The 26,812-nt window shown below is 63.7% G+C and carries 28 protein-coding genes and 1 other RNA gene; 7 read left to right on the forward strand and 22 right to left on the reverse strand.

Features of this window, described 5'->3' with window-relative positions:
* Positions 1 to 99: 99 nt before the first annotated feature.
* On the reverse strand, positions 100 to 774 hold the full coding sequence (locus HMPREF9697_RS10160) for a TetR/AcrR family transcriptional regulator (protein ID WP_040307895.1): 675 nt from the start codon (positions 772 to 774) through the stop codon (positions 100 to 102).
* Positions 775 to 834: 60 nt separating this feature from the next.
* Here HMPREF9697_RS10160 and HMPREF9697_RS20915 point away from each other — a divergent pair, with 60 nt between their 5' ends.
* Positions 835 to 1,083 carry a hypothetical protein gene (locus tag HMPREF9697_RS20915; protein WP_002717119.1) on the forward strand — a complete coding sequence of 83 codons (249 nt, stop codon included), beginning with the start codon at positions 835 to 837 and terminating at the stop codon, positions 1,081 to 1,083.
* A 26-nt stretch (positions 1,084 to 1,109) separates the two neighbouring features.
* Here HMPREF9697_RS20915 and ftsH read toward each other — a convergent pair whose 3' ends face one another.
* From ftsH to HMPREF9697_RS10260, 21 genes are all read right to left on the reverse strand, one after another.
* Positions 1,110 to 3,026 carry an ATP-dependent zinc metalloprotease FtsH gene (gene ftsH / locus HMPREF9697_RS10165; RefSeq protein ID WP_002717120.1) on the reverse strand — a complete coding sequence of 639 codons (1,917 nt, stop codon included), beginning with the start codon at positions 3,024 to 3,026 and terminating at the stop codon, positions 1,110 to 1,112.
* Between the two features lie 198 nt (positions 3,027 to 3,224).
* Positions 3,225 to 4,268, reverse strand: coding sequence for a tRNA lysidine(34) synthetase TilS (tilS, locus tag HMPREF9697_RS10170; protein ID WP_002717121.1), 1,044 nt, complete (start codon positions 4,266 to 4,268; stop codon positions 3,225 to 3,227).
* Positions 4,243 to 5,274: a tol-pal system protein YbgF gene (gene ybgF / locus HMPREF9697_RS10175; RefSeq protein WP_040308211.1), complete on the reverse strand. Its 1,032-nt coding sequence runs from the start codon at positions 5,272 to 5,274 to the stop codon at positions 4,243 to 4,245. Before ybgF ends, tilS begins: the two co-directional genes overlap by 26 nt.
* A 157-nt stretch (positions 5,275 to 5,431) precedes the next feature.
* A complete protein-coding gene (gene pal, locus HMPREF9697_RS10180; RefSeq protein ID WP_002717123.1) occupies positions 5,432 to 5,926 on the reverse strand; it encodes a peptidoglycan-associated lipoprotein Pal in 495 nt (164 codons plus the stop codon).
* 244 nt (positions 5,927 to 6,170) lie between these two features.
* Complete coding sequence (tolB, locus tag HMPREF9697_RS10185; protein ID WP_172583926.1) at positions 6,171 to 7,490, reverse strand: Tol-Pal system beta propeller repeat protein TolB; 1,320 nt, start codon at positions 7,488 to 7,490, stop codon at positions 6,171 to 6,173.
* Positions 7,491 to 7,549: 59 nt separating this feature from the next.
* Positions 7,550 to 8,491, reverse strand: a complete 942-nt coding sequence (locus HMPREF9697_RS10190; protein ID WP_002717125.1) for a cell envelope integrity TolA family protein — start codon at positions 8,489 to 8,491, stop codon at positions 7,550 to 7,552.
* Position 8,492: 1 nt separating this feature from the next.
* Complete coding sequence (tolR, locus tag HMPREF9697_RS10195; RefSeq protein ID WP_002717126.1) at positions 8,493 to 8,945, reverse strand: protein TolR; 453 nt, start codon at positions 8,943 to 8,945, stop codon at positions 8,493 to 8,495.
* 20 nt (positions 8,946 to 8,965) lie between these two features.
* Complete coding sequence (gene tolQ / locus HMPREF9697_RS10200) at positions 8,966 to 9,679, reverse strand: protein TolQ (protein WP_002717127.1); 714 nt, start codon at positions 9,677 to 9,679, stop codon at positions 8,966 to 8,968.
* 391 nt (positions 9,680 to 10,070) lie between these two features.
* Positions 10,071 to 10,571, reverse strand: a complete 501-nt coding sequence (locus HMPREF9697_RS10205; RefSeq protein WP_002717128.1) for a DUF2852 domain-containing protein — start codon at positions 10,569 to 10,571, stop codon at positions 10,071 to 10,073.
* Between the two features lie 101 nt (positions 10,572 to 10,672).
* Positions 10,673 to 11,329, reverse strand: coding sequence for a TetR/AcrR family transcriptional regulator (locus HMPREF9697_RS10210; protein WP_002717129.1), 657 nt, complete (start codon positions 11,327 to 11,329; stop codon positions 10,673 to 10,675).
* A gap of 50 nt (positions 11,330 to 11,379) precedes the next feature.
* Positions 11,380 to 11,856, reverse strand: a complete 477-nt coding sequence (ybgC, locus tag HMPREF9697_RS10215) for a tol-pal system-associated acyl-CoA thioesterase (RefSeq protein WP_002717130.1) — start codon at positions 11,854 to 11,856, stop codon at positions 11,380 to 11,382.
* A 17-nt stretch (positions 11,857 to 11,873) separates the two neighbouring features.
* Positions 11,874 to 12,914: a Holliday junction branch migration DNA helicase RuvB gene (gene ruvB / locus HMPREF9697_RS10220; protein ID WP_002717131.1), complete on the reverse strand. Its 1,041-nt coding sequence runs from the start codon at positions 12,912 to 12,914 to the stop codon at positions 11,874 to 11,876.
* On the reverse strand, positions 12,911 to 13,528 hold the full coding sequence (gene ruvA / locus HMPREF9697_RS10225) for a Holliday junction branch migration protein RuvA (protein WP_002717132.1): 618 nt from the start codon (positions 13,526 to 13,528) through the stop codon (positions 12,911 to 12,913). The genes ruvB and ruvA overlap by 4 nt, the downstream gene beginning before the upstream one ends.
* Positions 13,525 to 14,040, reverse strand: coding sequence for a crossover junction endodeoxyribonuclease RuvC (gene ruvC, locus HMPREF9697_RS10230; RefSeq protein WP_002717133.1), 516 nt, complete (start codon positions 14,038 to 14,040; stop codon positions 13,525 to 13,527). Before ruvC ends, ruvA begins: the two co-directional genes overlap by 4 nt.
* 37 nt (positions 14,041 to 14,077) lie before the next feature.
* The gene (mgtE, locus tag HMPREF9697_RS10235) at positions 14,078 to 15,445 is read right to left on the reverse strand and encodes a magnesium transporter (RefSeq protein WP_002717134.1); all 1,368 of its coding nucleotides are present in this window, start codon (positions 15,443 to 15,445) and stop codon (positions 14,078 to 14,080) included.
* 232 nt (positions 15,446 to 15,677) lie between these two features.
* Complete coding sequence (locus HMPREF9697_RS10240; protein WP_002717135.1) at positions 15,678 to 16,424, reverse strand: YebC/PmpR family DNA-binding transcriptional regulator; 747 nt, start codon at positions 16,422 to 16,424, stop codon at positions 15,678 to 15,680.
* Between the two features lie 117 nt (positions 16,425 to 16,541).
* On the reverse strand, positions 16,542 to 17,369 hold the full coding sequence (locus HMPREF9697_RS10245) for a TIGR00282 family metallophosphoesterase (RefSeq protein ID WP_002717136.1): 828 nt from the start codon (positions 17,367 to 17,369) through the stop codon (positions 16,542 to 16,544).
* Positions 17,370 to 17,374: 5 nt separating this feature from the next.
* The gene (locus tag HMPREF9697_RS10250; protein WP_040307897.1) at positions 17,375 to 17,959 is read right to left on the reverse strand and encodes a 5-formyltetrahydrofolate cyclo-ligase; all 585 of its coding nucleotides are present in this window, start codon (positions 17,957 to 17,959) and stop codon (positions 17,375 to 17,377) included.
* A gap of 48 nt (positions 17,960 to 18,007) precedes the next feature.
* Positions 18,008 to 18,168, reverse strand: a non-coding RNA gene (gene ssrS / locus HMPREF9697_RS20385) — 6S RNA.
* A gap of 81 nt (positions 18,169 to 18,249) precedes the next feature.
* Entirely contained in the window at positions 18,250 to 18,633 is a 384-nt protein-coding gene (locus HMPREF9697_RS10255; RefSeq protein WP_002717138.1) for a cell division protein ZapA, read from the reverse strand.
* Positions 18,630 to 18,968, reverse strand: a complete 339-nt coding sequence (locus tag HMPREF9697_RS10260; protein ID WP_002717139.1) for a DUF4164 domain-containing protein — start codon at positions 18,966 to 18,968, stop codon at positions 18,630 to 18,632. The genes HMPREF9697_RS10255 and HMPREF9697_RS10260 overlap by 4 nt, the downstream gene beginning before the upstream one ends.
* A 307-nt stretch (positions 18,969 to 19,275) precedes the next feature.
* On the opposite strand from HMPREF9697_RS10260, the gene tkt reads away from it, so the two are divergent.
* From tkt to HMPREF9697_RS10290, 6 genes are all read left to right on the forward strand, one after another.
* On the forward strand, positions 19,276 to 21,282 hold the full coding sequence (gene tkt / locus HMPREF9697_RS10265) for a transketolase (protein ID WP_002717140.1): 2,007 nt from the start codon (positions 19,276 to 19,278) through the stop codon (positions 21,280 to 21,282).
* A gap of 97 nt (positions 21,283 to 21,379) precedes the next feature.
* On the forward strand, positions 21,380 to 22,387 hold the full coding sequence (gene gap, locus HMPREF9697_RS10270; protein WP_002717141.1) for a type I glyceraldehyde-3-phosphate dehydrogenase: 1,008 nt from the start codon (positions 21,380 to 21,382) through the stop codon (positions 22,385 to 22,387).
* 147 nt (positions 22,388 to 22,534) lie between these two features.
* Positions 22,535 to 23,734 carry a phosphoglycerate kinase gene (locus HMPREF9697_RS10275; RefSeq protein WP_002717142.1) on the forward strand — a complete coding sequence of 400 codons (1,200 nt, stop codon included), beginning with the start codon at positions 22,535 to 22,537 and terminating at the stop codon, positions 23,732 to 23,734.
* Positions 23,735 to 23,849: 115 nt separating this feature from the next.
* Positions 23,850 to 24,878, forward strand: a complete 1,029-nt coding sequence (locus HMPREF9697_RS10280) for a class I fructose-bisphosphate aldolase (protein ID WP_002717143.1) — start codon at positions 23,850 to 23,852, stop codon at positions 24,876 to 24,878.
* A 114-nt stretch (positions 24,879 to 24,992) separates the two neighbouring features.
* On the forward strand, positions 24,993 to 25,676 hold the full coding sequence (locus HMPREF9697_RS10285) for a thiamine phosphate synthase (protein ID WP_002717144.1): 684 nt from the start codon (positions 24,993 to 24,995) through the stop codon (positions 25,674 to 25,676).
* Positions 25,673 to 26,764, forward strand: coding sequence for a tetratricopeptide repeat protein (locus tag HMPREF9697_RS10290; protein WP_002717145.1), 1,092 nt, complete (start codon positions 25,673 to 25,675; stop codon positions 26,762 to 26,764). The genes HMPREF9697_RS10285 and HMPREF9697_RS10290 overlap by 4 nt, the downstream gene beginning before the upstream one ends.
* Positions 26,765 to 26,812 lie beyond the last annotated feature (48 nt).

Consider the following 26,812-nt stretch of genomic DNA (forward strand, 5'->3'; position numbering starts at 1 on the left):
TATCTAGCGCCAGAAGAATTCGTCATCCCTAGGATTTAGGGACATATTTAGTCGCGGTGATGGTGCGAAGCCATCCCCATAATGACTAGAGGATCGGGATCAGCCGCCGACCGCCATCCGGATCGGCAGCACGGCCTGCACGACAAGTCCGCGCGCACGTGCATCGAGAACGCCAGCCGCGCGCAACGCGAACAACGAGATGTTCTGCACGGCTTCCCGCAGTTTAGCCGCGTCGCCGGTTGAATCCAGCGCCAAGGGACCCACGAGCGCTTCATGCAGCGCGCCGATCAGCGCAGTCGCAGTCAGCGCAGTGTCCTGCGCGGGCAGATGACCGGCCTTGATCGCCGCTTCCAAACGCAGTTCGAGTTCGGCTGCAATGGCACGGCGGCTGGTCAGGCGCGAAGCACTGACATCGACATCCACCGGCTCCGCCAGAATACCCCAGGCGAGTTTGCGGTGAGACACGACGTGGACGGCAATGGTGGTGATGGCCGCCGCGAGCGCCGAAGATGGTCCCGGCGCGGCATCCGCCGCGCGGCGGATCGCGATCAACTCCCTGTCGGAGACATCCGAGATCAATTCCGAAATCAGGTCGGCCTTGGAGGGAAAGTAGCGATAGACCGTGCCTGCTGCGACATTCGCGCGCGCCGCCACCGGAGCAATCTGCACCGCCGCCATGCCACCTTCCGACGCCGTTTCACGCGCTGCTGCCAAAATAGCAGCACGCCGCGCTTCCAGGCGCTTCACGACTTGATGGGTACGACGATAAACCAATGAAATCCCACTCCTTTAAGGAGTGAACACCAGTTCAAAGGTAATGGCAAGGATTTCCGCATGACGCTGCGCAAATTTGTGGCACCGCGTTCGTCCCTTGCCGGAAGCCCTGAACGATATATCGGCAAAGCCTCAGCGGTACGGCAGGCGGTCGCCGGGCCAGTCCGAGAGCGCGCCGGAGAACACTTTCACAATCGACGCCGTCGCCTCGACCATGCATTCGACACCCCCACCGCCAGCGCGGAGGTGAAGCGGAAACTCGGGTCAAAGAAAAAGGCGCAGTTTCGATACTGCGCCTTTCGCGATTAGCCTAGCAGAGAGCAACGCCGAGCGGCTTACGCCTGCGGCTGCGGCTCCATTCCGGCATCAGGACGCGGACGCGGCTTGCCGGTCGGCGGCACCGCCGAGGTACGAGGCGTTGCCGGTTCAAGCACCGACTCGCGATTCGGCTTCTTGCCGTTGAGAAGGTCCGTGATCTCGTCGCCAGACAGCGTTTCAAATTCAAGCAGGCCCTTGGCCAGCGTCTCGAGATCCTCGCGCTTCTCGGTCAAAATCCGCGTCGCTTCGTTGTAGCCTTCCTCGACGAGACGCTTCACTTCCGAGTCGATCTTCTGCGCAGTGGCCTCCGAGACGTTCTGCTGACGATTCACCTGCATGCCCAGGAACACTTCGTCATTGTTCTCGCCGTAGGCCACCGTGCCGAGTTCATCCGACAGGCCCCAGCGAGTCACCATCATGCGGGCAAGGCGCGTGGCCTGCTCGATGTCCGACGAAGCGCCGGACGTGACCTTGTTGCGGCCGAAGATAAGCTCCTCGGCGACACGCCCGCCCATCATGATGGCGAGGCGCGAGGTCATCTGCTCGAGCGACATCGACATCTTGTCGCGCTCCGGCAGTTGCATGACCATGCCGAGCGCACGGCCACGCGGGATGATCGTCGCCTTGTGGATTGGATCGGTCGCAGGCACGTTGAGGCCGACGATGGCGTGGCCGCCCTCGTGATAGGCCGTCAGCATTTTCTCTTCCTCGGACATGACGAGCGACTTGCGCTCGGCGCCCATCATCACCTTGTCCTTGGCCTCCTCGAACTCGGCCTGCGTCACCATCCGCTTGTTACGGCGCGCAGCAGTGAGTGCGGCTTCGTTGACGAGGTTCATCAGGTCGGCGCCGGAGAAGCCCGGGGTGCCGCGTGCGATGGTCTTGAGGTTGATGTCGGGGGCCAGCGGCACCTTGCGGACGTGAACCTTGAGAATCTGCTCGCGGCCGACGACGTCCGGATTCGGCACCACGACCTGACGGTCGAAGCGACCCGGGCGCAGCAGCGCGGGATCGAGCACGTCGGGGCGGTTGGTCGCGGCAATGAGGATCACGCCCTCGTTCGCCTCGAAGCCGTCCATCTCGACCAGCAACTGGTTCAGCGTCTGCTCGCGCTCGTCATTGCCGCCGCCGAGACCGGCGCCGCGATGACGGCCGACCGCATCGATTTCGTCGATGAAGATGATGCACGGCGCGTTCTTCTTCGCCTGCTCGAACATGTCGCGGACGCGCGAAGCGCCGACGCCGACGAACATCTCGACGAAGTCCGAACCCGAAATGGTGAAGAACGGCACGTTGGCTTCGCCCGCGACCGCACGCGCGATCAGCGTCTTACCCGTACCGGGCGGGCCGACCAACAGCACGCCGCGCGGAATCCGTCCACCTAGCCGCTGGAACTTGCCGGGATCGCGCAGGAACTCGACGATCTCCTGCAAATCCTGTTTGGCTTCATCCACGCCTGCGACGTCCTCAAACGTCACGCGGCCATGCGCTTCGGTCAGCATCTTGGCGCGCGACTTGCCGAAGCCCATCGCCTTGCCAGCGCCGCCCTGCATCTGACGCGACAGGAAAATCCACACGCCGATCAGCGCGATGAACGGCAGCCACGAAACCAGCAGCGAGACGAACCATGGCACGTTGTCGCCCGGCGGCTTCGCGGTGATCGAGACCTTGGCATCGTACAGGCGCTTGATGAGCGTCGGGTCGCTCGGCGCATAAGTCTGGAAGGTCGAACCGTTGGTCAGCGTGCCGCGAATTTCAGGACCCTGAATGACGACATCACGCACGTGGTTCTGATCAACCTCGTTCAGCAACTGCGAAAAGGAGATGTCCTGCGACGATGTGCGCTGCGCCGGGTTCTGGAACAGCGTGAACAGCGCCAGCAGCAGGAGGACGATGATGACCCAGAGGCCAAAATTGCGCAGATTCGCGTTCATTCGTTATCCTTCACAGGCCCCGCAACGCAGGAGGCCTAACCCTAGGGTCCATTTCGTCCGATTGCCGGGTATGAACCGGCCGGCTCAATCTATGTGTCGCTGTCCCCAATGCCAAGGGAACCGCGCAAGACTATTTAACGCAATTGCGGGCTTTTGCGGAGGTTCGGCCGCTCTTTGCAGAGCCGGAATGCCGCATGGTTAAGAGCGTCCGCTCCGACCCGATGGGTGGATGCTCCGGCGCGGCGGCGCGGGGCGAACCACCAGCCGTCCTTTCTCGACACTCACCGTCATTCCGGCGAGACTCCGCTTGAAGCGCCGCCCTTCGCTTTGCGCCTGAACCAAGGCACGCAGCAACGTCTCGATCTGTCCCAGTTCCGGCGGATGGGCCGCCATTCCGCCTGCCAGCGCGCGGCGCAGCAGCCGCACCTGAATTTCCTCCGCCAGCGCGGAGAAAAGAGCGGCATCGAAACCACTGTCTTCGCCGCCGCGAAGGCGAAGATAGCGCTCCGCGCCGTCTGTCATCCGCTCAAGCGCCGCGTCGGCGCGCGACAGCCGCAGCGCGAGCCGGGCAAACGTCCTGGCGTCGGCCCCCTCGGACGCGAGCACCGGCATCAGCGTGCGCAGCCGCGAGCGCGTATAGGCGGGATCGTGATTGGTCGGATCGCTCGCATAGCCGATCCGGGCGCGGTCGAGCGTCGCCACCAGCCGCGCCTTGGGGATATCGAGAAACGGACGCAACAGTCCGATGCCGTGACGTTCCGTTTGAGCCGCCATGCCGCCGAGGCCGGTGATGCCGCTGCCGCGCGACAGCCGCATCAGAATGGTTTCCGCCTGATCGTCCTGGGTGTGGGCGGTGACGACCGCCACCGCCGAAGCGGAACGTGCCGCACGGGCCAGAAGCGTGTAGCGCGCTTCGCGCGCAGCCTGCGGCACGCCGGTTTTCGGTTTCGTTCCGCTCCACTTCAGGGTGCGATGGGCGATGCCGAGCGCGGATGCCAGCCGCTTCACGTCGCGCGCCTCGTGCGACGCCGCCGCCCGCAGACCGTGATCGACCGTCACCGCGAGCAGGTCCGGTCCCTTCTTGAGCGATTTGCGCCAGCGCGCGGCGAGCCATAACAGTGCAACGCTATCCGGGCCGCCGGACACGGCCAGCACCAGTGCGGGAATCCGCTTCCATCCGGCGAAGAGTTGCCGGGCTTCCTGCGCCGAAACGGGTTCAGCAGCCGGAGCGTTTCTGTCCACGCGCGACACCCTGCTTCACGCTGCTTGACGCGCGCGGATATTTCCGCGCGACTTCCCCAAACGCCGCACAGGCGGCATCCTTTTCCTTCAACGCGGCAAGCGACTCGCCGAGCCGCAGCATCGCATCCGGCGCCTTGGCCGATTTATCGTATTTCGAGGTCACAGCGAGAAACGCTTCCGCCGCCTCGCGGTATTTCTTGCGCTGGAACAGGCTCTCGCCAAGCCAGTATTGCGCGTCACCGACCAGACGGTCGCTCGGGTATTTCACCGTGAAATTGCGCATGGTCTCCTCGGCGAGTCCGTAATCCTTGCGCTGCATGTAACCGAGACCGAGATCGAATTCGTCCTTCGGCGACTGCGTCGGCGGCGCCGTGGTCAGTGCCGCGCTTCCACCTGCAGCGGGTGGCGGGGAGACAACGCCGTTATTGCCCTCGAGGTTCATCGGCGCGCCCGGCTGCGAAGAACCCGGCTCCGCATAGTTGGATTGACCCCGCATGCTGCCGAGCGCCCGCGGTGCACCGGGCGCGCTCGGATTCTGGTTGGGGTCGAATGCATCACCGCGGCGACCGCCTGCCGGCGGCGCGACCGGCGCCTGCCCGTCATTGTATGGCGTGGTGATCGGCGCGCCCGGCTGCTGGCCCTGATAAGCGGGCTGCTGCTGATACTGCGGATTTTGATACGGCGGATTTTGATATTGCTGGTTTTGATACGGTGCCGGTCCGGCATTCGCCGGCCCACGCGCGGGAGGAGCGCCGGCGCCGGGCGCCGCTCCGCCCTGCAACTGGCGAAGCTGTTCTTCGAGAACCTGATTGCGATGCTGCAATTCCTCGTTCTGCCCCGTCAGCTTGCGCAATTGGTCGGACAACCGGTCGATCTCCATCTGGGGATCGCCTTGAGAATCGTTGTCGTATTGCGCGTGCGCCTGCATCGGCAGCGCAAGGGACGACAGCATAGCAAGCGCGCAGGCCAATCCTGCGGCGGCGACAGTTTTCGATTTCGGTGACATGGCGATTTCGTTCTTCATTCCCGCCCTGAAATTGGGCCGTGCAGGATGAGAGTTTTACTACGCCAAAAATGTGACTGCCGACAGGGCCCTATTGACCTGCACTAACAAAAACGGCGCCCGAGGGCGCCGTTTTCATACCGTCAGTAAGACTGAATACTTACGAACTGGCGTTGAGCACCGTGACCGCGCGGCGGTTCTGCGACCAGCAGGAGATGTCGTTACACACCGCCACCGGGCGTTCCTTGCCGTAGGAGATCGTGCGCATGCGGCTCGCATTGATGCCGCGCGAGACCAGGAAGTTTCGCACCGATTGGGCACGCTTGGCGCCGAGCGCGATGTTGTATTCGCGGGTACCGCGTTCGTCGGCATGGCCTTCGATGGTGAAGCTGTAGCGCGGGTACTGTTGTAGCCACTGGGCCTGCTTCTCGAGGGTGTTGATCGCCTGCTGCGACAGTTCGGTCTGGTCGCTGTCGAAGAACACGCGGTCGCCGACGTTGACCACGAAGTCCTGCTGGCTGCCTGGCGTCGCAGCACCGGCCATGCCGTTGCCGTTCAGGTCGCCGTTCTTGTTGGCGCAGGCGCCCATCGAAAGGGCCACGACCAAGACGGCCGCCAGTTTGAATCCTTGGAGGATACGCATTTGGGAGAACATTCCGGAGCCTCCACGCTCGGGTTTTTTGAACAGATTTCGGTCTACGCCCGCTTGGTTAAGCGAACGTTCCGTCAACCTTGATGAGCCGTTGCCAAAGCCCCTCAAATGCCCCTGAATCGCTTAAAGCAATGGCGATGGTTAATAGGGTGTAAATGTGGCGCGACGTTGAAGCCCAGAAAAAGGCCCGCGCGGAACATCCGCGCGGGCCTTTTGAAAAATCGGATCAGCTGAGTCCCTGTTCCGTTCAGGACAGCAGCGGCGACCATGCCGGGTCGGACGCGAAACCCGGCGTCGGAACCTTGAGTTCATTGCGGCCGGAGATATCCACGGTGAACAGATTGGGGCCCGCACCGAGGTCGCGGAAGAACATCACCACGCGGCCGTTCGGCGCAAATGTCGGACCTTCATTGTGGAAGCCCGAGGTGAGAATGCGTTCGCCTGATCCGTCCGGCTTCATGATGCCGATGGCGAACTGGCCGCCACCCTGCTTGGTGAAAGCGATGTAGTCGCCACGCGGCGACCAGACCGGCGTCGAGTAGCTGCCGTCACCGAACGAGATGCGCTGCGCTGCGCCGCCGCCTGCTCCCATCACGTAGATCTGCGGCTTGCCGCCACGATCGCTCTCGAAGCAGATACGCGAGCCATCCGGGGCGTAGGACGGCGAGGTGTCGATCGCCGGCGTGTCGGTCAGACGGGTGGTCGATTTCGAGCGCAGGTCCATCACATAGAGATTGGAATTGCCGCCCTGCTGCAGGCTCATGATGATGCGCTGGCCGTCCGGCGAGAAACGCGGCGCGAACGACATGCCGGGGAAGTTGCCGACAATCTCGCGCTGGCCGGTTTCGACGTTGAACAGATAGACGCGCGGATCACCGCCGCCGAATTCCATGTAGGTGATTTCCTGCGTGGACGGCGAGAAGCGCGGCGTCAGCACGAGATCAGCGCCACGCGTCAGATAGCGCACGTTGGCGCCGTCCTGATCCATCATCGCGAGCCGCTTGACGCGACGCTGCGCCGGACCGGACTCGTCGACGAACACCACGCGGCTGTCGAAATAGCCCTTCTCGCCGGTGAGACGCTCGTAGATCTGGTCGGAAATGATGTGGGCCACGCGCCGCCACGACTCGGGCGAAGTGAAATATTGCTGGCCGGTGAGTTGCTGCGCGGCCGGCACGTCCCACAGCCGGAATTCCGCCTTGAGGCGGCCGTCGCCCTGCCGCGTGGCGCGGCCGGTGACGAGCGCCTGCGCGTTGATCTGCCGCCAGCTCGGAAACTGCGGCGGCACGTCGATGTTGGAGATGCGTTCGATATAAGCCGCCTGATCGATCGGCGCAAACAGGCCGCTGCGCTTGAGATTGTTGGTGATGACGGAGGCGATGCCCGCGCTGACCTCGCCATCGCTTTGGCCACCCGCGACGAAATTCGGGATCGCGATCGGGATCGGCTGGAAGTTGCCCTGGTCAACCTGAACGCGGACCTGCGCAAACGCCTTGCTGAGCGGCGCGGCCACAAGGCCCGCTGCCGTTGCGCCGACCAGTTGCCGGCGCGTCATCTTGAATGTCATGGGCGTTACGTCGTCCTTGCTCATCGGATCATGTTCCTGCGCGCATATTACGCGACTGTTTAAGAAGTACGTTCGGTGAAAACGGGCTCGAAGAATTTCCATTCGTTGAAGAACGCCGCCGGCAGCTTGTAGGGCTGGCACTCGATGATCGCGCGGCGCGCGCTCTCCTGATAGACGCGGAAATACGGCGTGTTGGTGCCGGGCAGCGGCACCGGCATCGCCTCGAGCGTGCCGTCCTGCTTCAGACGGACATCGAAGCTCGCCTGAATCTGCTGCGCCTCGATGCCGCCGTAAGGCTTTTTCCAGCAACGCTCGACCTGCTGCTTGAACATCGAGCCCCAGGTCGCCGAGTTGTCGGCGGAGCGGCCGTGCGAGAGACCGAGCGCGGCCTGCGAATTCAATTCCGAGCCGGTCATCGACTGCCGCGTCGGATCGCGCTTGTCGAGCAGTGCCGCGATCTTGGTCTGATCGAACACGCGCTCGTGCTTTTCCTTCGGCGGCGGCGGAGGCTTCGCCTGCGCCTGCTGCTTCTTCGGCTCAGGCTTTTTCGCCTGCTCCTTCTTCAGCGCTTCGGCAATGGGATCAACCTTCGCCGGGTCGGGCTTCTTTTCCGCCGGCTTGGTTTCTTCCTTTGGCTTTTCCTGCGCGACAGGCTTCGGCGGCTCCGGCTTTTTCTCAACCGGCTTTTCAACGGGCTTCGGCGGAGGCTCTGGCGCGGTGTCGGTCACGACCGGAGGCTTCTTGTCGTCGATCTTGCCGACCGGATCGTCCTGCGGCGGCGTTGCATCGGCGACTTTCTCGACGAGCGGCTTCGTCACTTCCTTCTTGCCGGTCTTGATACCCTGCGTGACCTTGGCGAACTGATCGGCGGAAATGATATCGACGGGCAGCGACTCTTCAGGAGTCGTCTCGAAGGGCTTCGTCGCGAACGAAACCAGACCCCAGCCAATCACCAGAGCGTGCAAAGCGACAGACGCTGCAAGTGTCCGGTCGATCTTCACCTCAGCTCCCCTGCTCGACCTCGGTGACCAGAGCAACGTGCTTGAATCCGGCAGCCGACAAGCGGCCCATCACCTTCATGATCGTGCCGTAGTCGGCCTTGGTATCGCCGCGCACGAAAATGCGTTCTTCGGTGCCGCCGCGCGCGTCGGTAACAGCCTTCAGCTTCGGCACGAGTTCGTCGGCAGAGATTTCGGTGTTGTTGAGAAAGATCTTGCCGGACACCTGTACTGACAGCGTCAGCGGCTCCTTGTCCTGATCAAGGCTCTTGGCCGCCGTCTGCGGCAGATCGAGTGGCACGCCGACGGTGAGCAGCGGCGCGGACACCATGAAGATGATGAGCAGCACGAGCATCACGTCCACCATCGGCGTGACGTTGATCTCGGCCATGACGTGCGCGCGCTGATGACGGCGTCGACCGCCACCGCCTGCTCCCCCGCCCATGCTCATGCCCATGATCGTTGACCCGTCGTGCTTTACGCCCGCTCGTCGATCTGACGAGACAGGATCGCGGAGAACTCGTCGGCGAAACCTTCCAGGCGCTGGGCCTGCCGGTTCACCTCGGACGTGAACTTATTGTAGAAAATTGTCGCCGGAATGGCGGCGATCAGGCCGACCGCTGTCGCGAACAGCGCCTCGGCGATGCCCGGCGCGACCACCGCGAGCGAGGTGTTCTTCGAAGCCGCAATCGACTGGAAGCTCGACATGATGCCCCAGACGGTGCCGAACAGGCCGACGAAGGGACCCGCGGAGCCGACAGTCGCGAGCACCAGCAAGCGGCGATCGAGCCGCTCGATCTCGCGCGCGATCGACACGCTCATCACCTTGTCGATGCGGGTCTGCAGACCCGCGAAGGAACGGGAGTGGCTTTCGAACGAACGCTTCCATTCACGCATCGCCGCGACGAACAGCGCCGCCATCGAATGCGTGGGCTTCGCCGACAGCGCGCGGTAGAGATCGTCGATCGACTGACCCGACCAGAACGCCTGCTCGAAACGATCCATCGCGCGCCGCGTGCGCGCGTAGAGGAATGTCTTGTCGATCGCGATCGCCCAGACCCAGACTGAACAACTCAGCAGGCCGAGCATCACGAATTTGACGACGATATGCGCCTGCCAGAACAGCGAGATCAGCGATACGTCGGAGGAGGCCACCGGCAGGGCGGACTGTGCCACGTCGGCTGGGTTCATGGTCGGGATCCTCTCAACGCAATAATCTCCAAAATGATTGCGGGAGCGCGACAACGGCTGCGCAACCCCGTGGGGTGCCGCAAAAAAGCGCCGGCACGGCCGGAACGTCGGATCGGAACAAGAGCCGCTGTCATGTTCGCACGGAACGGCCTCCCCAAGGCCGGCTCCTCCATCCTCCGCCAACATGTCAAAACAAGGGCTGTCGGCGCTGTTTCGGCCGCTTCACCAGACGCCCCGCGTGGTTAAAAGGGGGTTAAGACCGCCATTTTTAACCGCCAAAAGGTCTGCCTGATCAAGGCTAATCCGCCTCCATAAGCAAAACCGCCCGCCTGGGAGGACCAGGCGGGCGGTTTGGAGAGGCATCAGCTGAGTGCAGGGTGGGACGGCCGTCCTAGCCCTGCGGCGTAGGTGCTTCGGGCGAGGCCGGACGCTGGCGGTGCTGGGCCATGAAGGCGTCGAACTCCTCCTTGTCCTTGGCCTGACGCAGGCGATCGAGGAATTCGCGGAATTCCTTCTGCTCCTCCTCGAGACGGCGCAGCGTCTCCATGCGGTATTCGTCGAAGGCGCGGTTGCCGCTCGACGGACCCCAGAAGCCGAAGCCCCGGCCATCCATGCGGTCGCGCATCCGTTCCATCTTCCACTGCATGCGTTCCATCTTGTCGGCGAAGCGTCCGTAACGGTGATGTCCACAACCCATTTTTCTGCTCCAGAACGTGTATGCGAGCGCCGCGAGACCAAGCGGCCACCAGACGATGAAACCGGCGATGACGATCAGGATCGAGGCCGGGTGGCATGACCGGCGCCATTCGTGATCGTGCCAGCGCATGTCGTTGGGCGGAGGACCGCCCCAACCTGGCCGGCCTGAGCGGTCGAAGTCTGCGGTATTCGTCATGCGCCTCTCCTCACCGTGAATGTAAATAACATTTACATAGCTAAACCATCCATGCGGATTGTCAAGCGGCGGCGAAATTCACATGCGAGTTATTTTGCGCGCTATTTCGACGGCTGCGGTTCCAGCCGCGCCGGAAAGCCGAGACCCTTCAGGTAGACCAGGACGCCCGCCTCCAGCAGATCCTCGGCCGACATCGGCAGCTTGCGCGAAGCCGCGTCCCCTCGCCCGAACAGTGAGGCGATGCCGTGCGACAGCGACCAGATGTGCAGCGCCATCATCATCGCGGGCGGGCGCGGCACGTTCGGCGGCGCGAGGGCAATCAGCCGTTCGGCGGCGGCGCGGATGATCGCAAAGGCGCGCTCGCTTGCGATCAGCAGCGCGGGATTGTCCTGTACAGGCACGCCGGATTCGAACATCGCCGAGTAATAGGCCGGATGCTCGCGCGCGAAGGCGAGATAGGCCTTGCCGACCCGCGAGAACGCCGCGAACGTATCGGGGCGGCCGTCGTCCCACGCCGCCGAAAGCTGCTTCTCGAACAGCTCGAATCCCTGCTGCGCAATGCTCGCCAGCAATTCGTCGCGGTCACGGAAATGGCGATAGGGTGCTGCCGGACTGACACCCGCCGAACGCGCGGCCTCCGCAAAGGTGAAGCCCGCAGGGCCCTTCTGCGCAATGAGGTCGAGGGCCGCTTCGATCAGCGCCTCTTTCAGATTGCCGTGGTGATAGCCGCCTTCCCGGCGGCCGCGGTGCCAGCTCATGTGAATATCTTTAACATGGCATGCTGCGGAAGCGCCAGCGTGGGCACGGCTTAACTGCGCGCATCCGCATCCTGATCGGCCTTCATCAAGGTCCGCAGCGCCTTCGGAATCGGCCGGGCGCGGCCTTCCGAAACGAAGGCGACCTTGACCTTGGCCTCGATCAAAAGTTCGTCGCCGCGCCGCACCTCCTGCGCGAGCATCATCGAGGCGCCCTTCACCTCGTGCGGAGTCGTCGTGACGGTCAGAATGTCGTCCATCCGCGCGGGGCGCAGGAATTCGAGTTGCATCGAGCGCACCACGAAGGCGAAGCCGGGCGCCTCTGCCCCCGCCTCCGCGAACAGCGCGCTCTGCTCGGCACCTAACAGGCGCAGATAATTGGTCCGCCCGCGCTCCATGAAGCGCAGGAAATTGGCGTGATAGACGATGCCGGAGAAATCGGTGTCCTCGTAATAGACGCGGATCGCCATCACATGGCGGCCGTTCACAATTTCACCGTCGAGAGAGAACGAGGCAGGTTTTTCGGTCATCGCATCAATCTTGAAAATCAGTCGTCATCGCCATTGAACATGCCAAACTGGGCCGGGTCGCGCGAGGGCGCAGCCAGACCCAGATGCCTGAAGGCGTGATCGGTGAGCAACCGTCCGCGCGGGGTGCGCTGCAGATAGCCGCACTGGATCAGATACGGCTCGATGATGTCTTCGATGGCGTCGCGCGGCTCCGACAGCGCCGCCGCCATGGTCTCGACGCCAACGGGCCCGCCACCGTAATTGAGCGCGATGGTGGAGAGATAGCGGCGGTCCATCGCATCGAGACCGGCTTTATCTACTTCCAAAGCACCGAGCGCGTGATCGGCGATCGCCCGATCGATGGCGTCGGCATCCGCGGCTTCGGCGAAATCGCGCACGCGCCGCAACAGCCGTCCCGCGATGCGCGGCGTGCCGCGCGCGCGACGGGCGATCTCGTTGGCACCGTCTTTCGTCATGCCGATGCCGAGCACACGCGCGCCGCGAGTGACGATCTTTTCAAGCTCGTCCTCGGTGTAGAAATTCAGCCGGAGCGGAATGCCGAAACGGTCGCGTAGCGGATTAGTAAGCAGCCCCGCGCGCGTCGTCGCGCCCACCAGCGTGAACTTCGCCAGATCGACCTTGACCGAACGCGCCGCAGGTCCCTCGCCGATCATGAGATCGACCTGGAAATCCTCCATCGCGGGATAGAGAAACTCCTCCACCGCCGGACTAAGGCGATGGATTTCGTCGATGAACAGCACGTCGCGTTCTTCGAGATTAGTAAGCAGCGCGACGAGATCGCCCGCCTTCGAGATCACCGGCCCGGATGTGGCGCGAAAACCGACGCCAAGCTCGCGCGCGACGATCTGCGCCAGCGTGGTTTTGCCCAAACCGGGCGGACCGACGAACAACACGTGGTCGAGCGCTTCCTTGCGCTTGCGCGCGGCGTCGATGAACACCTGCAAATTCGCGCGCGCTTGCGCCTGGCCGACGAATTCCGACAGGTTCTGCGGGCGCAATGACGTATCGCCGACATCGTCGGCGCGGCGTTCGGGCGTGACGAGACGGGGGCCGCTCATTTTGCCAGTTCCTTCAACCCGAGCCGGATGAGCTTGGTTGTCTCCGCACCCTCACCTGCATCGCGTGCAACGCTTGCGACCGCCGCCGCCGCCTGCGGCTGGCCATAGCCGAGATTGACCAGCGCGGAAATCGCGTCGCGGATCGGCCCCGGCGCGCGGTCCTCATCCACCGCGCCGGCCAGATGCACCACCGCCGGATCGACATTGGCGAAGGCGGGGGCCTTATCCTTCAGTTCGGTGACGATGCGCTCGGCAACTTTCGGGCCGACGCCCGGCGTACGCGCCACCGCGGCCTTGTCGCGCATCGCGATCGCATTGGCGAGGTCCGACGGCGGCAAGGTCGAGAGCACCGCGAGCGAGACCTTGGCGCCGACGCCCTGTACGGTCTGCAGCAGGCGAAACCATTCGCGTTCGATATCGGTGCGAAAACCGAACAGCCTGATCTGGTCCTCCCGCACATAGGTCTCGATCGACAGCGCGGCCGCCTCGCCCGGCGACGGCAGCGCCTGCAGCGTTCGCGCCGAGCAATGGACGAGATAGCCGACGCCTTGCACGTCGAGGATGACGTAGTCCTCGCCGTAGGAATCGATCAAACCCTTGAGCTTGCCGATCATGCGCCCATCACCTTCTGCATCAGCAGCACACTCTGCCGATGATGCGCGTGCGTAATCGCGATGGCGAGCGCGTCGGCGGCGTCTGGTGTCGTCGGTGCGGCCTTCGGCAGTAGCACGCCCAACATGACGCGGATCTGGTTCTTGTCGGCGTGGCCCGCACCGACCACGGTCTTCTTCACCTGATTGGGCGCATATTCGGCGACCGAAATGCCCGCCATTGCCGGGACCAGCATGGCGACGCCGCGCGCCTGCCCGAGCTTGAGCGTGCCCGCGCCGTCCTTGTTGACGAAGGTCTGCTCGACGGCCGCTTCTAACGGAGAATGTTCGCTCACCACTCTGGCGAGTCCCTCATGGATCGCGAGCAGCCGCTCTGACAGCGGCAGGCTGTCGCGCGATTCCACGGAACCGCATCCGACATAGATCAGCCGGTTGCCGTCGACATCGATCACCCCCCAGCCGGTGCGGCGCAGGCCCGGATCGATCCCCAGAATACGAATCGCGCGCGAAGTCATGCCTTATGATAGCCGAAACCGCCGCAAAGGTCCGGCATCACAATAGCGTCCCGCGCAGGATCAGCAGCGCAACGCTGAAATAGATCATCAGCCCAGTGACATCGACCAGCGTGGCGACGAAGGGCGCGGACGCGCTCGCGGGGTCGAATCCCACCCGCTGCAACAGGAACGGCAGCATCGAGCCCGCGACAGAGCCGAACGTCACCACGCCGACCAGCGCGGCCGCGACCGTGACGCCCACCAGCAGCCAGTGCTCGCCGTAGTCATAAATGCCGAGCTTCTGCCACATCACAACCCGGAACAAGCCGATGACGCCGAGTCCAGCGCCGAGCAGAAGCCCGGTCGGGAGTTCGCGCAGCATCACATGCCACCAGTCGGACAGTTTCACGTCGTGCAGCGCCAGCGCACGGATCAGGAGCGAGGTCGCCTGCGAACCGGAATTGCCGCCCGAACTCATGATGAGCGGAATGAACAGCGTCAGTACCAAAGCCTTTTCCAGTTCGCCCTCGAAGTGTTGCATGACGCTCGCGGTGAGCATTTCGCTGATGAACAGGACGGCAAGCCAGACACCGCGCTTGCGGATCATGTTGCCGAGTCCGATCTGCAGATAAGGCTCCTCGATCGCTTCCATGCCGCCGAATTTCTGGGCGTCCTCAGTGCCTTCCTCGATGATGGCGTCGATGACATCGTCGAAGGTGACGATGCCGAGCAGATGCGAGGCCTTGTCGACCACCGGCACCGCGAGAAGGTCGTGACGCGAGATCAGCCGCGCGACGTCTTCCCGGTCGACGAGTGGCAGCGTGGTGATCGGCGTCACCGCAAGATCGCCAATCTTCTCGTTCGGCTCGCCCGCGATCAGACGGCGCAGCGACAGCGCACCAACGAGACGGCGAGTCACGGGATCGAGAACGTAGATCGCGTAGACCGTCTCGCGGGTGCGCTCGACCTGACGGATGTGCTGCAGCGTGCGCTCGACCGTCCAGTTGCTCGGCGCGCTGACGAATTCGATCGTCATCATCGCACCGGCGGTGTTCGGCGGATAGGCAAGCAGGCTCGTGATAGCGTTGCGCGAGGCGAGATCGAGCCCGTTCATCAGCTCGGTGCGCGGCGGGTCCCGCAATTGCTGGATAAGGTCGGCCGCCATATCGGACGACATGCCCGCGAGCAGCGGGATCGCGATGTCATGCGGCAGTGCCTCGACGATCTCGGCTCCGAAATCGAGTTCGGGCTTGTCGAGGACTTCAATCGCCTTTTCGCGTGGCAGCAGCCGCAAAACCTCGGCCGCCTCGTCAGGCTCAAGCCTGTTGAGAACGTCGACCGTGTCGGCAGTGTGCTCGTTGATCAGGCTTGCCGCGACCACAGCGGCGTTGAAGCCATCCTCGGAGATTGTGTGGATGTCCGTCATGACTCACCTTCGGATCTGCCGACACCGGCAGCGGGTGAGCCTTAAGAAACGCTCAGACCGCGCGGGCCGTTGCCGGCAAAATACGTTGACTGTCGCTTGGCATAGTTGAGAGTTTCCAGTGACGCGGCGCGGGATCGAACGATCTCGCGCCGCCTGTTGCTGACATGAGCTTTCGCTTTCGCGGCGTCAAGAAAAAACCGCGTGTATCGTTACGAAAGAACGAGAACGGGCCTCAGCCCGCCATCTTGGCGGCGAGCGCATCCGAGACTTCGAAATTGGCATAGACGTTCTGCACGTCGTCATGCTCGTTCAGTTGGTCGAGCAGCTTGAACAGCTTCTCGCCGACCTCGTCGCTGACGGCGATATTGTTCTGGGGCTTCCAGATCAACGCGGCCTTGCGCGGCTCGCCGAACTTGGCTTCCAGCGCCTTGGCGGCCTCGCTCAGTGAGGCCTGCGAGGTATAGATTTCATGCCCGTCGTCGGACGACACCACGTCGTCGGCGCCGGCATCGATGGCGGCTTCCAGCATGGTGTCGGCATCGGCCTTGGCCGCGTCGTACTCGATCACGCCGACATGGTCGAACATGAACGACACCGAGCCGGTTTCGCCGAGATTGCCGCCAGACTTGGTGAAGTAAGAACGGATGTCGGAGGCGGCGCGGTTGCGGTTGTCGGTCAGCGCCTCGACGATCACCGCGACGCCGCCGGGACCGTAGCCCTCGTAGCGGATTTCATCGTAGCTCTCGCCCTCGCCGCCGATGGCCTTCTTGATGGCGCGCTCGATATTATCCTTCGGCATGTTCTCGGCGCGGGCGGCGATCACGGCAGCGCGCAGGCGCGGGTTCATCGCGGGATCGGGCGTACCAAGCTTGGCCGCCACGGTGATTTCGCGAGCGAGCTTGCCGAATATCTTGGATCGCATGGCATCCTGCTTGCCCTTGCGGTGCATGATGTTCTTGAATTGGGAATGTCCGGCCATGCGAATGGTCTCTGTGAGGGGCGCGCATCGCGCGCCTTGCATTGAAGATCAGGGTTGGGTGGGGCGTTATAGGCCCGCACCCGCCAAAATCAAAGATTTTCGGGAGGCGTCCGGGCCTTAACCTTGCTGCCAGAATCCGGGCACAACCTCCTCCAGCACCGGGCCGATCCGCACCGGAGCGACCTTTTGCGCACGGCCGGTTGTATCGTCCGTTTCCACCGCGACGCCGCTCAGGGTGCCTGGACCATCCCCCGCCGTGAAGCGGGCCGCCGGATAACCGCGCAGGAAGCGGCCGAGCGGCTCCTCGCGGTCCATGCCGATGACGGTCTCGTAGTCGCCGGTCATGCCTGCATCGGTCATATAGGCGGTGCCGCGCGGCAGGATGCGATAATCGGCGGTCGGTGCATGCGTATGGGTGCCGACAACGAGGCTTGCGCGTCCGTCGCAATGATAGCCGAATGCCTGCTTCTCACTGGTCGCCTCGCCGTGGAAATCGACCACGATGGCATCGACCGCCTCACCCAGCGGACAGGCTGTGAGTTCGCGATCAATGGCGATGAAGGGATCATCGCAGGGCGACATAAAGATGCGCCCGATGGCGTTGACGACGAGCGCGTGCTGACCCTTCTTGGTCTCGATCATCGCAGCACCCCGCCCCGGCGTGCCTGCGGTGAAGTTGAGCGGACGGATCAGGCGCGGCGCGCGTTCGATGAACACCAGCGCCTCGCGCTGATCCCAGGAGTGATTGCCGAGCGTGATGGCGTCGGCTCCGGCATCGACCAGTTCTTCGTAGATCGCTTCGGTGATGCCGAAACCGCCAGCTGCGTTCTCGCCGTTGACGACGACCAGATCGAGCGCCCAGTCGTGGATCAGGCCGGGCAGCGTTTCCGTCACCACGTTGCGTCCGCTGCGTCCCACCACATCGCCGACAAAGAGAATCCGCAACTCGCCTACTCCCGGAAATCGATCACGTCTCGCTCCGTTAGCACGAGATCAAGCGGTTCGTCGTGGGTATCGTCGGGAATTTGGTCCATTTGCTGCACAGAGTACGCAAGGCCCGCGGCCGTGATGCGCTTGCTCCGGCGCAAGCCCTGCAGCGTGCGGTCGTAATAGCCGCCACCATAGCCGAGGCGATGGCCACGCCGGTCGAACGCGGCGAGCGGCACCAGCACGATATCGGGCTCGACCTCCTCCGCATCCGACGACGGTTCGAGAATTCCATAGAGGCCACGCACCAGAACGGTGTCCACCGTCCAGGCGCGAAAGATCAAGGGCTCGCCGCGACCGATTGCGACCGGCAGCGCCAGTCCCGCGCCCCGCGCGCGCAACGCTTTCATCAAGGCGGACGGATCGATCTCGGTGCGGATCGCGGAGAAGCCTGCAACTATGCAGCCGGGCCCGATCTCGAATTGCGTTGCATGCCGTGCGAGTGCTTCGCGCGCGGCGGCGCGCTCCTCAGCCGCGAGGGAATCGCGGCGGGCGAAAGCGGCGGCGCGAAGTTCGTTCTTGGATTGCTGCAAGGAGGGATCGTCCACCGTACCCCAGCGAAAATTAGGTCACACCTTAAAAGGCGGAAGAGAAGGTGCGAAGCCACGGTCGCCGTTGAAGCACTCGATCCCGGAGTTCCCTACGAAAGTAGGTGGGCACCATATGTCCGGGTCCACGGACCCGGCCAGGGACAGTTCCCTAAAGGATCGATAAGGCCCCGGGGATATATGGCTCCTGACGCGCGCTGCAGCCTCGCCCGCCCAATGTAGCGACGATCAGGCTGCGCCGCCAGCGGCACCGGGACAATTTCACTCAGCGAAAAATTTCGGAAAGCGTCTCAGCCGAGCGCGACGTTGCCGGCGAGCGGCTTGTTCAATTCCTGCGTCATCCGCTCGATGCGCTCGGATGCGGAGTTGAGCGCGTTGGCGATCGCGGACTGAGTGGCGCGGGCGCGGTCACTGGCCGCTACACGGCCCTCGCGGAGCACCTCGATCTCCTCCTCGAAACCACGGATGCGCCGCTCGGCATCTTGCAGCTCATCAGCGATGGTGAGGGAGGCCATCACGGTCAGGCGCTGGTCACCGATCTCGCCGAACTTGCCGCGCAAATCCGTGACCCGGCTCTCCAGCATCTCGGCAAGCCGCAACAGCCGCGTCTCCTGCCCTTCCTCGCAGGCCATACGATATTGCCGGCCGTTGATGGTGACGTTGACGTGGCTCACGAAGCGTCCTCCTCGATCACCGAACGGATGGTGCCGATGGCGACATCGAGACGTTCGGCGATTTCGCGGTTGGCGCGCTCCAGTTCGCGCGAACGCACCAGGGTGCCGTCGAGTTCGTTTGCGAGGCGCGAACGATCCACGCCGAGCGACTGGATGCGCGCCGCAAGCTCATCGCTACCGCGGTCATATTCGCGCCGGCGCTCCACCGCGCTCTCCATCGCATCGAGCGCTGCCGCAAGACGCCGTGTTGCCGCCTCGATCTCGCTTGCGGCGGAAGGCGCGGCTGGCGCCGCGTGCTCACCGGCAGCGAAGGCGTTGGGCATACGGTCGTTCATGTACGAGCCATTCGGTCTCGGATGGTGAACCATGGAAGGTTGAGCGGCCGATCTCATCGGAAAATCCCGGTCCAGCAAGCATTTAGTTGCTGAATCTACGGTCCGATTCGCGCTCTTGCAACGTCGCGTTGCCGCTATGCACCGTTAAGCGCGGCAACTATGTGGCATTCGCTTTGCGAACACCTCCTCCGCGCGTTGATTTCCCGTTTGATTCTTGGACTCACGAGTGCGTCGGTGCTATCCACCGGCCGCAGTCATCTGACTGCAATATCCCGCCTTTTTGGAAAAATTTTTCAGGTTCTCACTCATGACGTTTCAAGCGAAGACCCCGCGTGTCGATCCATCCCGTATGGCCAACGCGATCCGCGCTCTCGCGATGGACGCCGTGGAGAAAGCCAACTCGGGCCATCCCGGCCTGCCGATGGGCACGGCCGACATCGCCACCGTGCTGTTCACGCAATTCCTGAAGTTCGATGCGCGCGACCCGAAATGGGCCGACCGCGATCGCTTCGTGCTCTCGGCCGGTCACGGCTCGATGCTGCTCTATGCGTTGCTGTATCTCACTGGCAACGAGTCGATGACGATCGATGAGATCAAGAACTTCCGCCAGCTCGGTTCGCTGACGCCAGGACACCCGGAAAACTTCATCACCCCCGGCATCGAGATGACCACCGGCCCGCTCGGCCAGGGCATTTCCACCGCGGTCGGCATGGCGCTCGCGGAGCGTCACCTCGCGGCTGAGTTCGGCGGCGACATCGTCGATCACTACACCTATGTGCTCGCCTCCGACGGCGACCTGATGGAAGGCATCAGCCAGGAAGCCATCGCGCTCGCCGGTCACCTCAAGCTCAACAAGATGATCGTGCTGTTCGACGACAACGGCATTTCGATCGATGGCGCGATCTCGCTTTCAGACTCTGTCGATCAGGTGAAGCGCTTCGAGGCCGCAGGCTGGGCCGCCTGCCGCATCGACGGCCACGATCACGACGCTATCGCTGACGCCATCGCGCGCGCGCAGACCTCGGATCGTCCGACTCTGATCGCCTGCAAGACCACCATCGCCTACGGCGCACCGATCAAGGCGGGCACCTCGAAATCACACGGCTCGCCGCTTGGCGCCGAGGAAATCGCAGGCACGCGCAAGCAGCTCGGCTGGGACGCGCCGCCGTTCGAAATTCCGGCGGACATTCTTGAAGCCTGGCGCGCGGCCGGTTCGCGTGGCGCGGTGGCCGGCGCGGAGTGGGACAAGAAATTCGCGGCAAAGGACGCCACGCTGCGCGCCGAATTCAAGCGCCGCATGCAGGGCGATCTGCCGGTGAAGGCACTCACGGATGCCATCGCCAAGATGAAAGCGTCGCTCGCCGAGACTCCGAAGGACATCGCCACCCGCACCGCCTCCGAGCGCGCGCTGGAAGTCCTGATCCCGGCAGTGCCGGAGATGATCGGCGGTTCGGCCGATCTCACCGGCTCCAACAACACCCGCATCAAGGACATGGTCGCAATCTCCGCCAATAATTACGGCGGGCGCTACGTGAACTATGGCATCCGCGAGCACGGCATGGCGGCGGCGATGAACGGCATGGCGCTGCATGGCGGCATCATTCCGTATTCCGGTACGTTCTTGGTGTTCTCCGACTACCTGCGGCCGTCGCTACGTCTCGCAGCACTCATGGGCGAGCGCGTCATCCACGTGCTCACTCATGACTCCATCGGCCTCGGCGAGGACGGCCCAACGCACCAGCCCGTCGAACATCTCGCGGCGCTGCGTGCGATCCCGAACCTCAACGTCTTCCGTCCCTGCGACACCGTGGAAACGCTGGAATGCTGGCAGCTTGCGCTGGAAGCGAAGGATCGTCCGAGCGTGCTCGCACTGACGCGCCAGAACCTGCCGCAGCTTCGCCGCACCAACGACACGGAAAACCGCTGTGCTGCTGGCGCCTACGAAATTTCAAAGGCCGACGGCGAGGCTAAAGTCTCGATTTTCGCCTCGGGTTCAGAAGTCTCGCTCGCGGTGGAAGCGCAGAAGCTGCTCGCCGGGCGCGGCATCGCGACGCGGGTCGTGTCGGTGCCGTGCATGGACCTGTTTCTGGAGGCTCCGGAAGCTGTGCGTGCAGCGCTGATCGGCAATGCGCCGGTGAAAATCGGTGTGGAAGCGGCGATCCGGCAAGGCTGGGACGCCATCATCGGATCCGATGGAATCTTCGTCGGCATGAGCGGATTCGGCGCCAGCGCCCCATATAAGGAACTGTACAACCATTTCGGCATCACGGCGGAGGCGATCACTGCAGCCGCCGAGGGCCGGCTCAAGCGGTAACCCTGCATCAGGATTGCCGCTTCGGATAATTGCATCAGGGCGTCATTCGGGGCAAAACCGCCTCGAAAACGTCAATTCAGGCTTTGAGGAGAATGGAATGACCATCCGTGTCGCAATCAATGGATTTGGCCGCATCGGCCGCAACGTGCTGCGTGCGATTCACGAGTCGAAGCGCACCGACATCCAGGTGGTTGCGATCAACGATCTGGCTCCAGTCGAAACCAACGCCCACCTGCTGCGCTACGACTCGGTGCACGGCCGTTTCCCCGGCGAAGTGAAGGTCGACGGCGATACCATCGATATCGGCAGCGGCAAGATCAAGGTCACCGCCATCAAGGACCCGGCGACGCTGCCCTGGAAAGAACTCGGCATCGACATCGCGATGGAATGCACCGGCATCTTCACCGCGCGCGACAAGGCGGCGCTGCACCTCACAGCCGGTGCCAAGCGCGTACTGGTGTCCGCTCCCGCTGACGGCGCCGACGCCACCATCGTCTACGGCGTCAACCATGACACGCTGACCAAGGATCATGTCGTCGTCTCGAACGGCTCCTGCACGACCAACTGCCTCGCGCCGGTCGCCAAGGTGCTGAACGACGCAATCGGCATCGAGACCGGCTTCATGACCACCGTCCACGCCTACACCGGCGACCAGCCGACGCTCGACACCGTGCACAAGGATCTCTATCGCGCCCGCGCAGCCGCGCTCTCGATGATCCCAACCTCGACCGGCGCCGCCAAGGCCATCGGCCTCGTGCTGCCGGAGCTCAAGGGCAAGCTCGACGGCGTCTCGATCCGTGTGCCGACGCCGAACGTCTCGGTGATCGATCTCAAGATCGTCGCCAAGCGCGAGACGACCAAGGACGAAGTCAACGACGCTGTCCGCCGCGCCTCGCAGCAGCAGCTCAAGAACATCCTCGGCGTCACCGAGCATCCGAACGTGTCGATCGACTTCAACGGCGACAAGCACTCCTCGATCTTCGCCACCGACCAGACCAAGGTGCAGGGCGGCAAGCTGGTGCGCGTGATGTCGTGGTACGACAACGAGTGGGGCTTCTCGAATCGCATGGCCGATACCGCCGTCGCGATGGGCAAGTTGATCTGATCTTTCTGCTCCGGGCGGCGCGATCCACGAGCGATCCGCCGCCCGAAACTGTTTCACAGGATGACGGTTCAAACTTCGTCATCCGGCGTCGATGACGCATATTGATGCGCCGATGACGATGCATCGGGTTCGGGGACAAGGAGACCCATGACCACCACCCTCTTCCGCACCCTCGACGACGTCGACGTGCACAACAAGCGTGTCCTGCTGCGCGTCGATCTCAACGTCCCGATGGACAATGGCCGCGTCTCCGACGCCACGCGCCTCGAGCGCGTCACCAAGACCATCACCGAGTTGGCGGAAAAAGGCGCCAAGGTCATCCTGCTCTCGCATTTCGGACGCCCCAAGGGCGTCGATCCGAAGCAGTCGCTGAAGCCGGTCGCAATCACGCTCGCCTACATGCTGCGTCGTCATGTCGAATTCGTCGACGACTGCATCGGCGAGAAGGCGCAGGCCGCGGTGTCCCATATGAAGGCAGGCGACATCGTCTGCCTCGAAAATACACGCTTCCATAAGGGCGAAGAGAAGAACGATCCCGCTTTCGTTGCCGAACTCGCCAAGCTCGGCGACGTCTGGGTCAACGACGCGTTCTCGACCGCTCATCGCGCCCACGCCTCGACCGAAGGTCTCGGCCATGTGCTGCCCGCCTATGCCGGCCGTTCGATGCAGGCCGAACTCGATGCACTGACCAAGGCGCTGGAAGCGCCGACCCATCCGGTCGCGGCCGTGATCGGCGGCGCGAAGGTTTCGACCAAGCTCGATCTTCTCGAAAACCTCGTCACCAAGGTCGATGCGCTGGTGATCGGCGGAGGCATGGCGAACACCTTCCTGCACGCGCAGGGTATCGATGTCGGCAAGTCGCTCTGCGAGAAGGAACTGGCGCCGACCGCGTTGCGGATTCTGGAAAAGGCGGAAGCGGCCAAATGCGCCGTGATCCTGCCGGTGGACGCGGTGATCGCCCGGGAGTTCGTCGCCCACGCGCCGTCCGAGGCCTGCGGCCTCGATGCCATCCCGTCGGACGCGATGATCCTCGATGTCGGCCCGAAGTCTGTGGACCGTGTCCGCGCCGCGTTCGACGCGGCCAAGACCGTGGTCTGGAACGGCCCGCTCGGCGCGTTCGAACTGTCGCCGTTCGATCGCGGCACCGTGCAGGCCGCGCGGCACGCCGCTGGCCTCACCCTCGAGGGCAAGCTGATCTCGGTGGCGGGCGGTGGCGACACCGTCGCGGCCCTGAACCATGCCGGCGTCGCATCCGACTTCACCTATGTCTCGACTGCGGGCGGCGCCTTCCTCGAATGGATGGAAGGCAAGCCGCTGCCCGGTGTCGAGGTGCTGCGGACGAAATGACAATACCGCCCCGTTTGGGTAGATTGACCCGGACGGGGTGGAACCGGCCAGACCGTCCACGAATTACAACAACCGAACCCCCATCCCTTAAATCAGTTGCTTGCAGGAGAGCTCGATGAATCTCGCTGACCTCAACAAGGTAGCCAACGCCATGGTCGCGCCCGGGCGCGGAATCCTGGCCGCCGACGAATCCTCCGGCACCATCAAGAAGCGCTTCGACCCGATTGGCGTGGAATCGACCGAGGACAGCCGCCGCGACTATCGCGAACTGCTGTTCCGCTCGAAGGAAGCGATGACGAAGAACATCTCCGGCGTCATCCTGTACGATGAAACCTTCTGGCAGAAGGCCAAGGACGGCACGCCGCTCGTCAAACTGATCGAGCAGGCCGGCTCCATTCCCGGTATCAAGGTCGACGAAGGCACACAGCCGCTGCCCGGCTGCCCCGGCGAACTCATCACCGTCGGCCTCGACAAACTCGCCGAGCGCCTGAAGAAGTATTACGAGCACGGCGCGCGCTTCGCGAAATGGCGTGGCGTGATTGATATCGGCAAGGGTATCCCGAGCTACACCGCTGTGCGCACCAACGCACATGCGCTCGCGCGTTATGCCGCGCTGTGCCAGGCGGCGCAGATCGTGCCGATCGTCGAGCCGGAAGTGCTGATGGACGGCGATCACGACATCGACCGCTGCTACGAAGTCACCGAGTTCGTGCTCAAGGAGACCTTCCAGGAGCTTTACTACCAGAAGGTCGCGCTGGAAGGCATGATCCTGAAGCCGAACATGGCGATCTCCGGCAAGAAGGCCGCGAAGCGCGCCTCGGTACAGGAAGTTGCGGAAAAGACCATCCGCATGCTGAAGAACACGACGCCGTCGGCGGTGCCGGGCATCGCGTTCCTGTCGGGCGGCCAGTCCGATGAGGAAGCGACCGCGCATCTCGACGCCATGAACAAGATCGGCGGCCTGCCCTGGAAGCTCACCTTCTCCTACGGCCGCGCGTTGCAGGCCGCGCCGCAGAAGGCATGGTCCGGCAAGTCCGAGAACGTGCCTGCCGCGCAGAAGGCGTTCGAGCACCGCGCCCGCATGAACGGCCTCGCCAGCAAGGGCGAATGGAAGGCCGATCTTGAAGGCAAAAAGGCGGCGTAAGGCAGCCTTCCTTTCAAATTCGAACTGCCTGAAATGTGAAAATGCGCCGCATCTGCGGCGCATTTTTGCTTCAAGGCTTGTGGCCTCCCTGATCGTCGGTTACCGATTTTCCCCATGGCCTCCTCCAAATCCCCCGCACCCGCCCGGCCCGCGCCCCGCCTCTATCTGGCCACGCCCGCGCTCGATGACACGACCCCGTTCGCGGCACTCCTGCCGTCGTTGCTCGCCGAATTCGACATCGCGGCCCTGCTGCTGCGCCTCAAGGACGCCGACGAGCGCACGCTGACCTCGCGCATCAAGGCGCTCGCAGGTCCTGTGCAGGCCGCTGGTACGGCGCTCTTGGTCGAGCACCATCACAATCTTGTCGCGCGGGCAGGCGCCGACGGTGCGCATGTCGCCGGTTTGCAGGAGATGGAGGACGCGGCCTCGCTCAAGCCGCAGCGCATTCTCGGCGTCGGGCAATTGCACACGCGTCACGATGCGATGCTCGCGGGCGAAAACGGCGCGGACTATCTGCTGTTCGGCGAGCCATCATCCGCGGGCGAGCGCCCCTCGCCCGAAGCCATCTTCGAGCGCCTGCAATGGTGGGCCGAATTGTTCGAGCCGCCTTGTGTCGGCTATGCCGCGACGCTGGACGAAGCCGCACTATTCGCGGGATCTGGCGCCGACTTCATCATGGTCGCGGATTTCGTCTGGAACGATGCGCGTGGACCGGAGGCCGCGCTCGTGGCTGCGCAGGCCGCCATCGCCGAGCGCTTCGCGCAGATGCTCGATGCAGCACAGGCGTCGCACACATGAGCCGCGTTGCGTTCCGCCACATCGCCGCGCTGACGGCCATGCTGTGCCTTGCGAGCAGCAACGGCTTCGCGCAGATGGCGCTGCCCTCGGCGCAACCTGCGACCGCACCGCCGCCGAAAGCCACGCCGAAACCGGCTGCACCCAAGCCCAAGACTGTCCCGAAAGCATCCGCTAAGCCCAAGGCCGACCCGCAGGCCAAGGAAGCGCCGAAGGCCGCCAAGACAGATGCCCTCCCGCCAGAATCCGACGATCCGAATGTCGATCTCGCCTACGGCGCGTTCCAGGAAGGTCGCTACAAGACCGCGCTGGCCCTCGCCACAAGGCGCGCGACCGAAAAGGGTGATCCGAAATCGATGACCCTGATCGGCGAAATCTATTCCAACGGCTTCGGCGTCAAACGCGACGAGCCGCTCGCCGCGAGCTGGTACAAGAAAGCCGCCGATCGCGGCGACCGCGAAGCGCTCTTTGCGCTCGGCATGATGCAGATCGGCGGGCGCGGCATGCCCGTCGACCGCAGCGCAGGCGCGAAACTGCTGGTCGCTGCTGCCAAGCTCGGCAAGCCGGAGGCCGCCTACAATCTCGGCCTGCTCTATCTCGAAGGCCAGGTGTTTCCGCAGGACATCAAGCGCGCCGCCGAACTGTTCCGCCAGGCGGCCGACGCAGGCAACCCGGAGGCGCAATACGCGCTCGCGACCTTCTACAAGGAGGGCCGTGGCGTCGAAAAGAATCCCGCCGAGGCGGCGAAACTGCTCGGCGCGGCTGCACTCGCCAACAATCTCGATGCCGAGGTCGAATATGCCATCGCGCTGTTCAACGGCACCGGCATCGCCCGTGACGAGCGCACTGCCGTCGCGCTGCTCAACCGCGCTGCGCGGCAGGGCAGTCCGATCGCACAGAACCGGCTGGCGCATGTCCTGATCGAAGGCAAAGCCGCGCCGCAGAACAAGGTCGAGGGCTTCAAATGGCACCTGATCGCCAAGACCAGCGGCGCCAGCGACCCCGACCTCGACGCCCAGATGGCGCAACTGCCCGCCGAAGACCGCGCCAAGGCGGAAGCGGCTGCGAAAAAATGGTTCGGCATCAACTAGGCCCTCGCGCGCCTGCCGCGCGCGACACCCATTGCCCTTGACCTGATG

Source organism: Afipia felis ATCC 53690 (assembly GCF_000314735.2).
In the GTDB taxonomy this organism is placed as follows: Bacteria; Pseudomonadota; Alphaproteobacteria; order Rhizobiales; family Xanthobacteraceae; genus Afipia; species Afipia felis.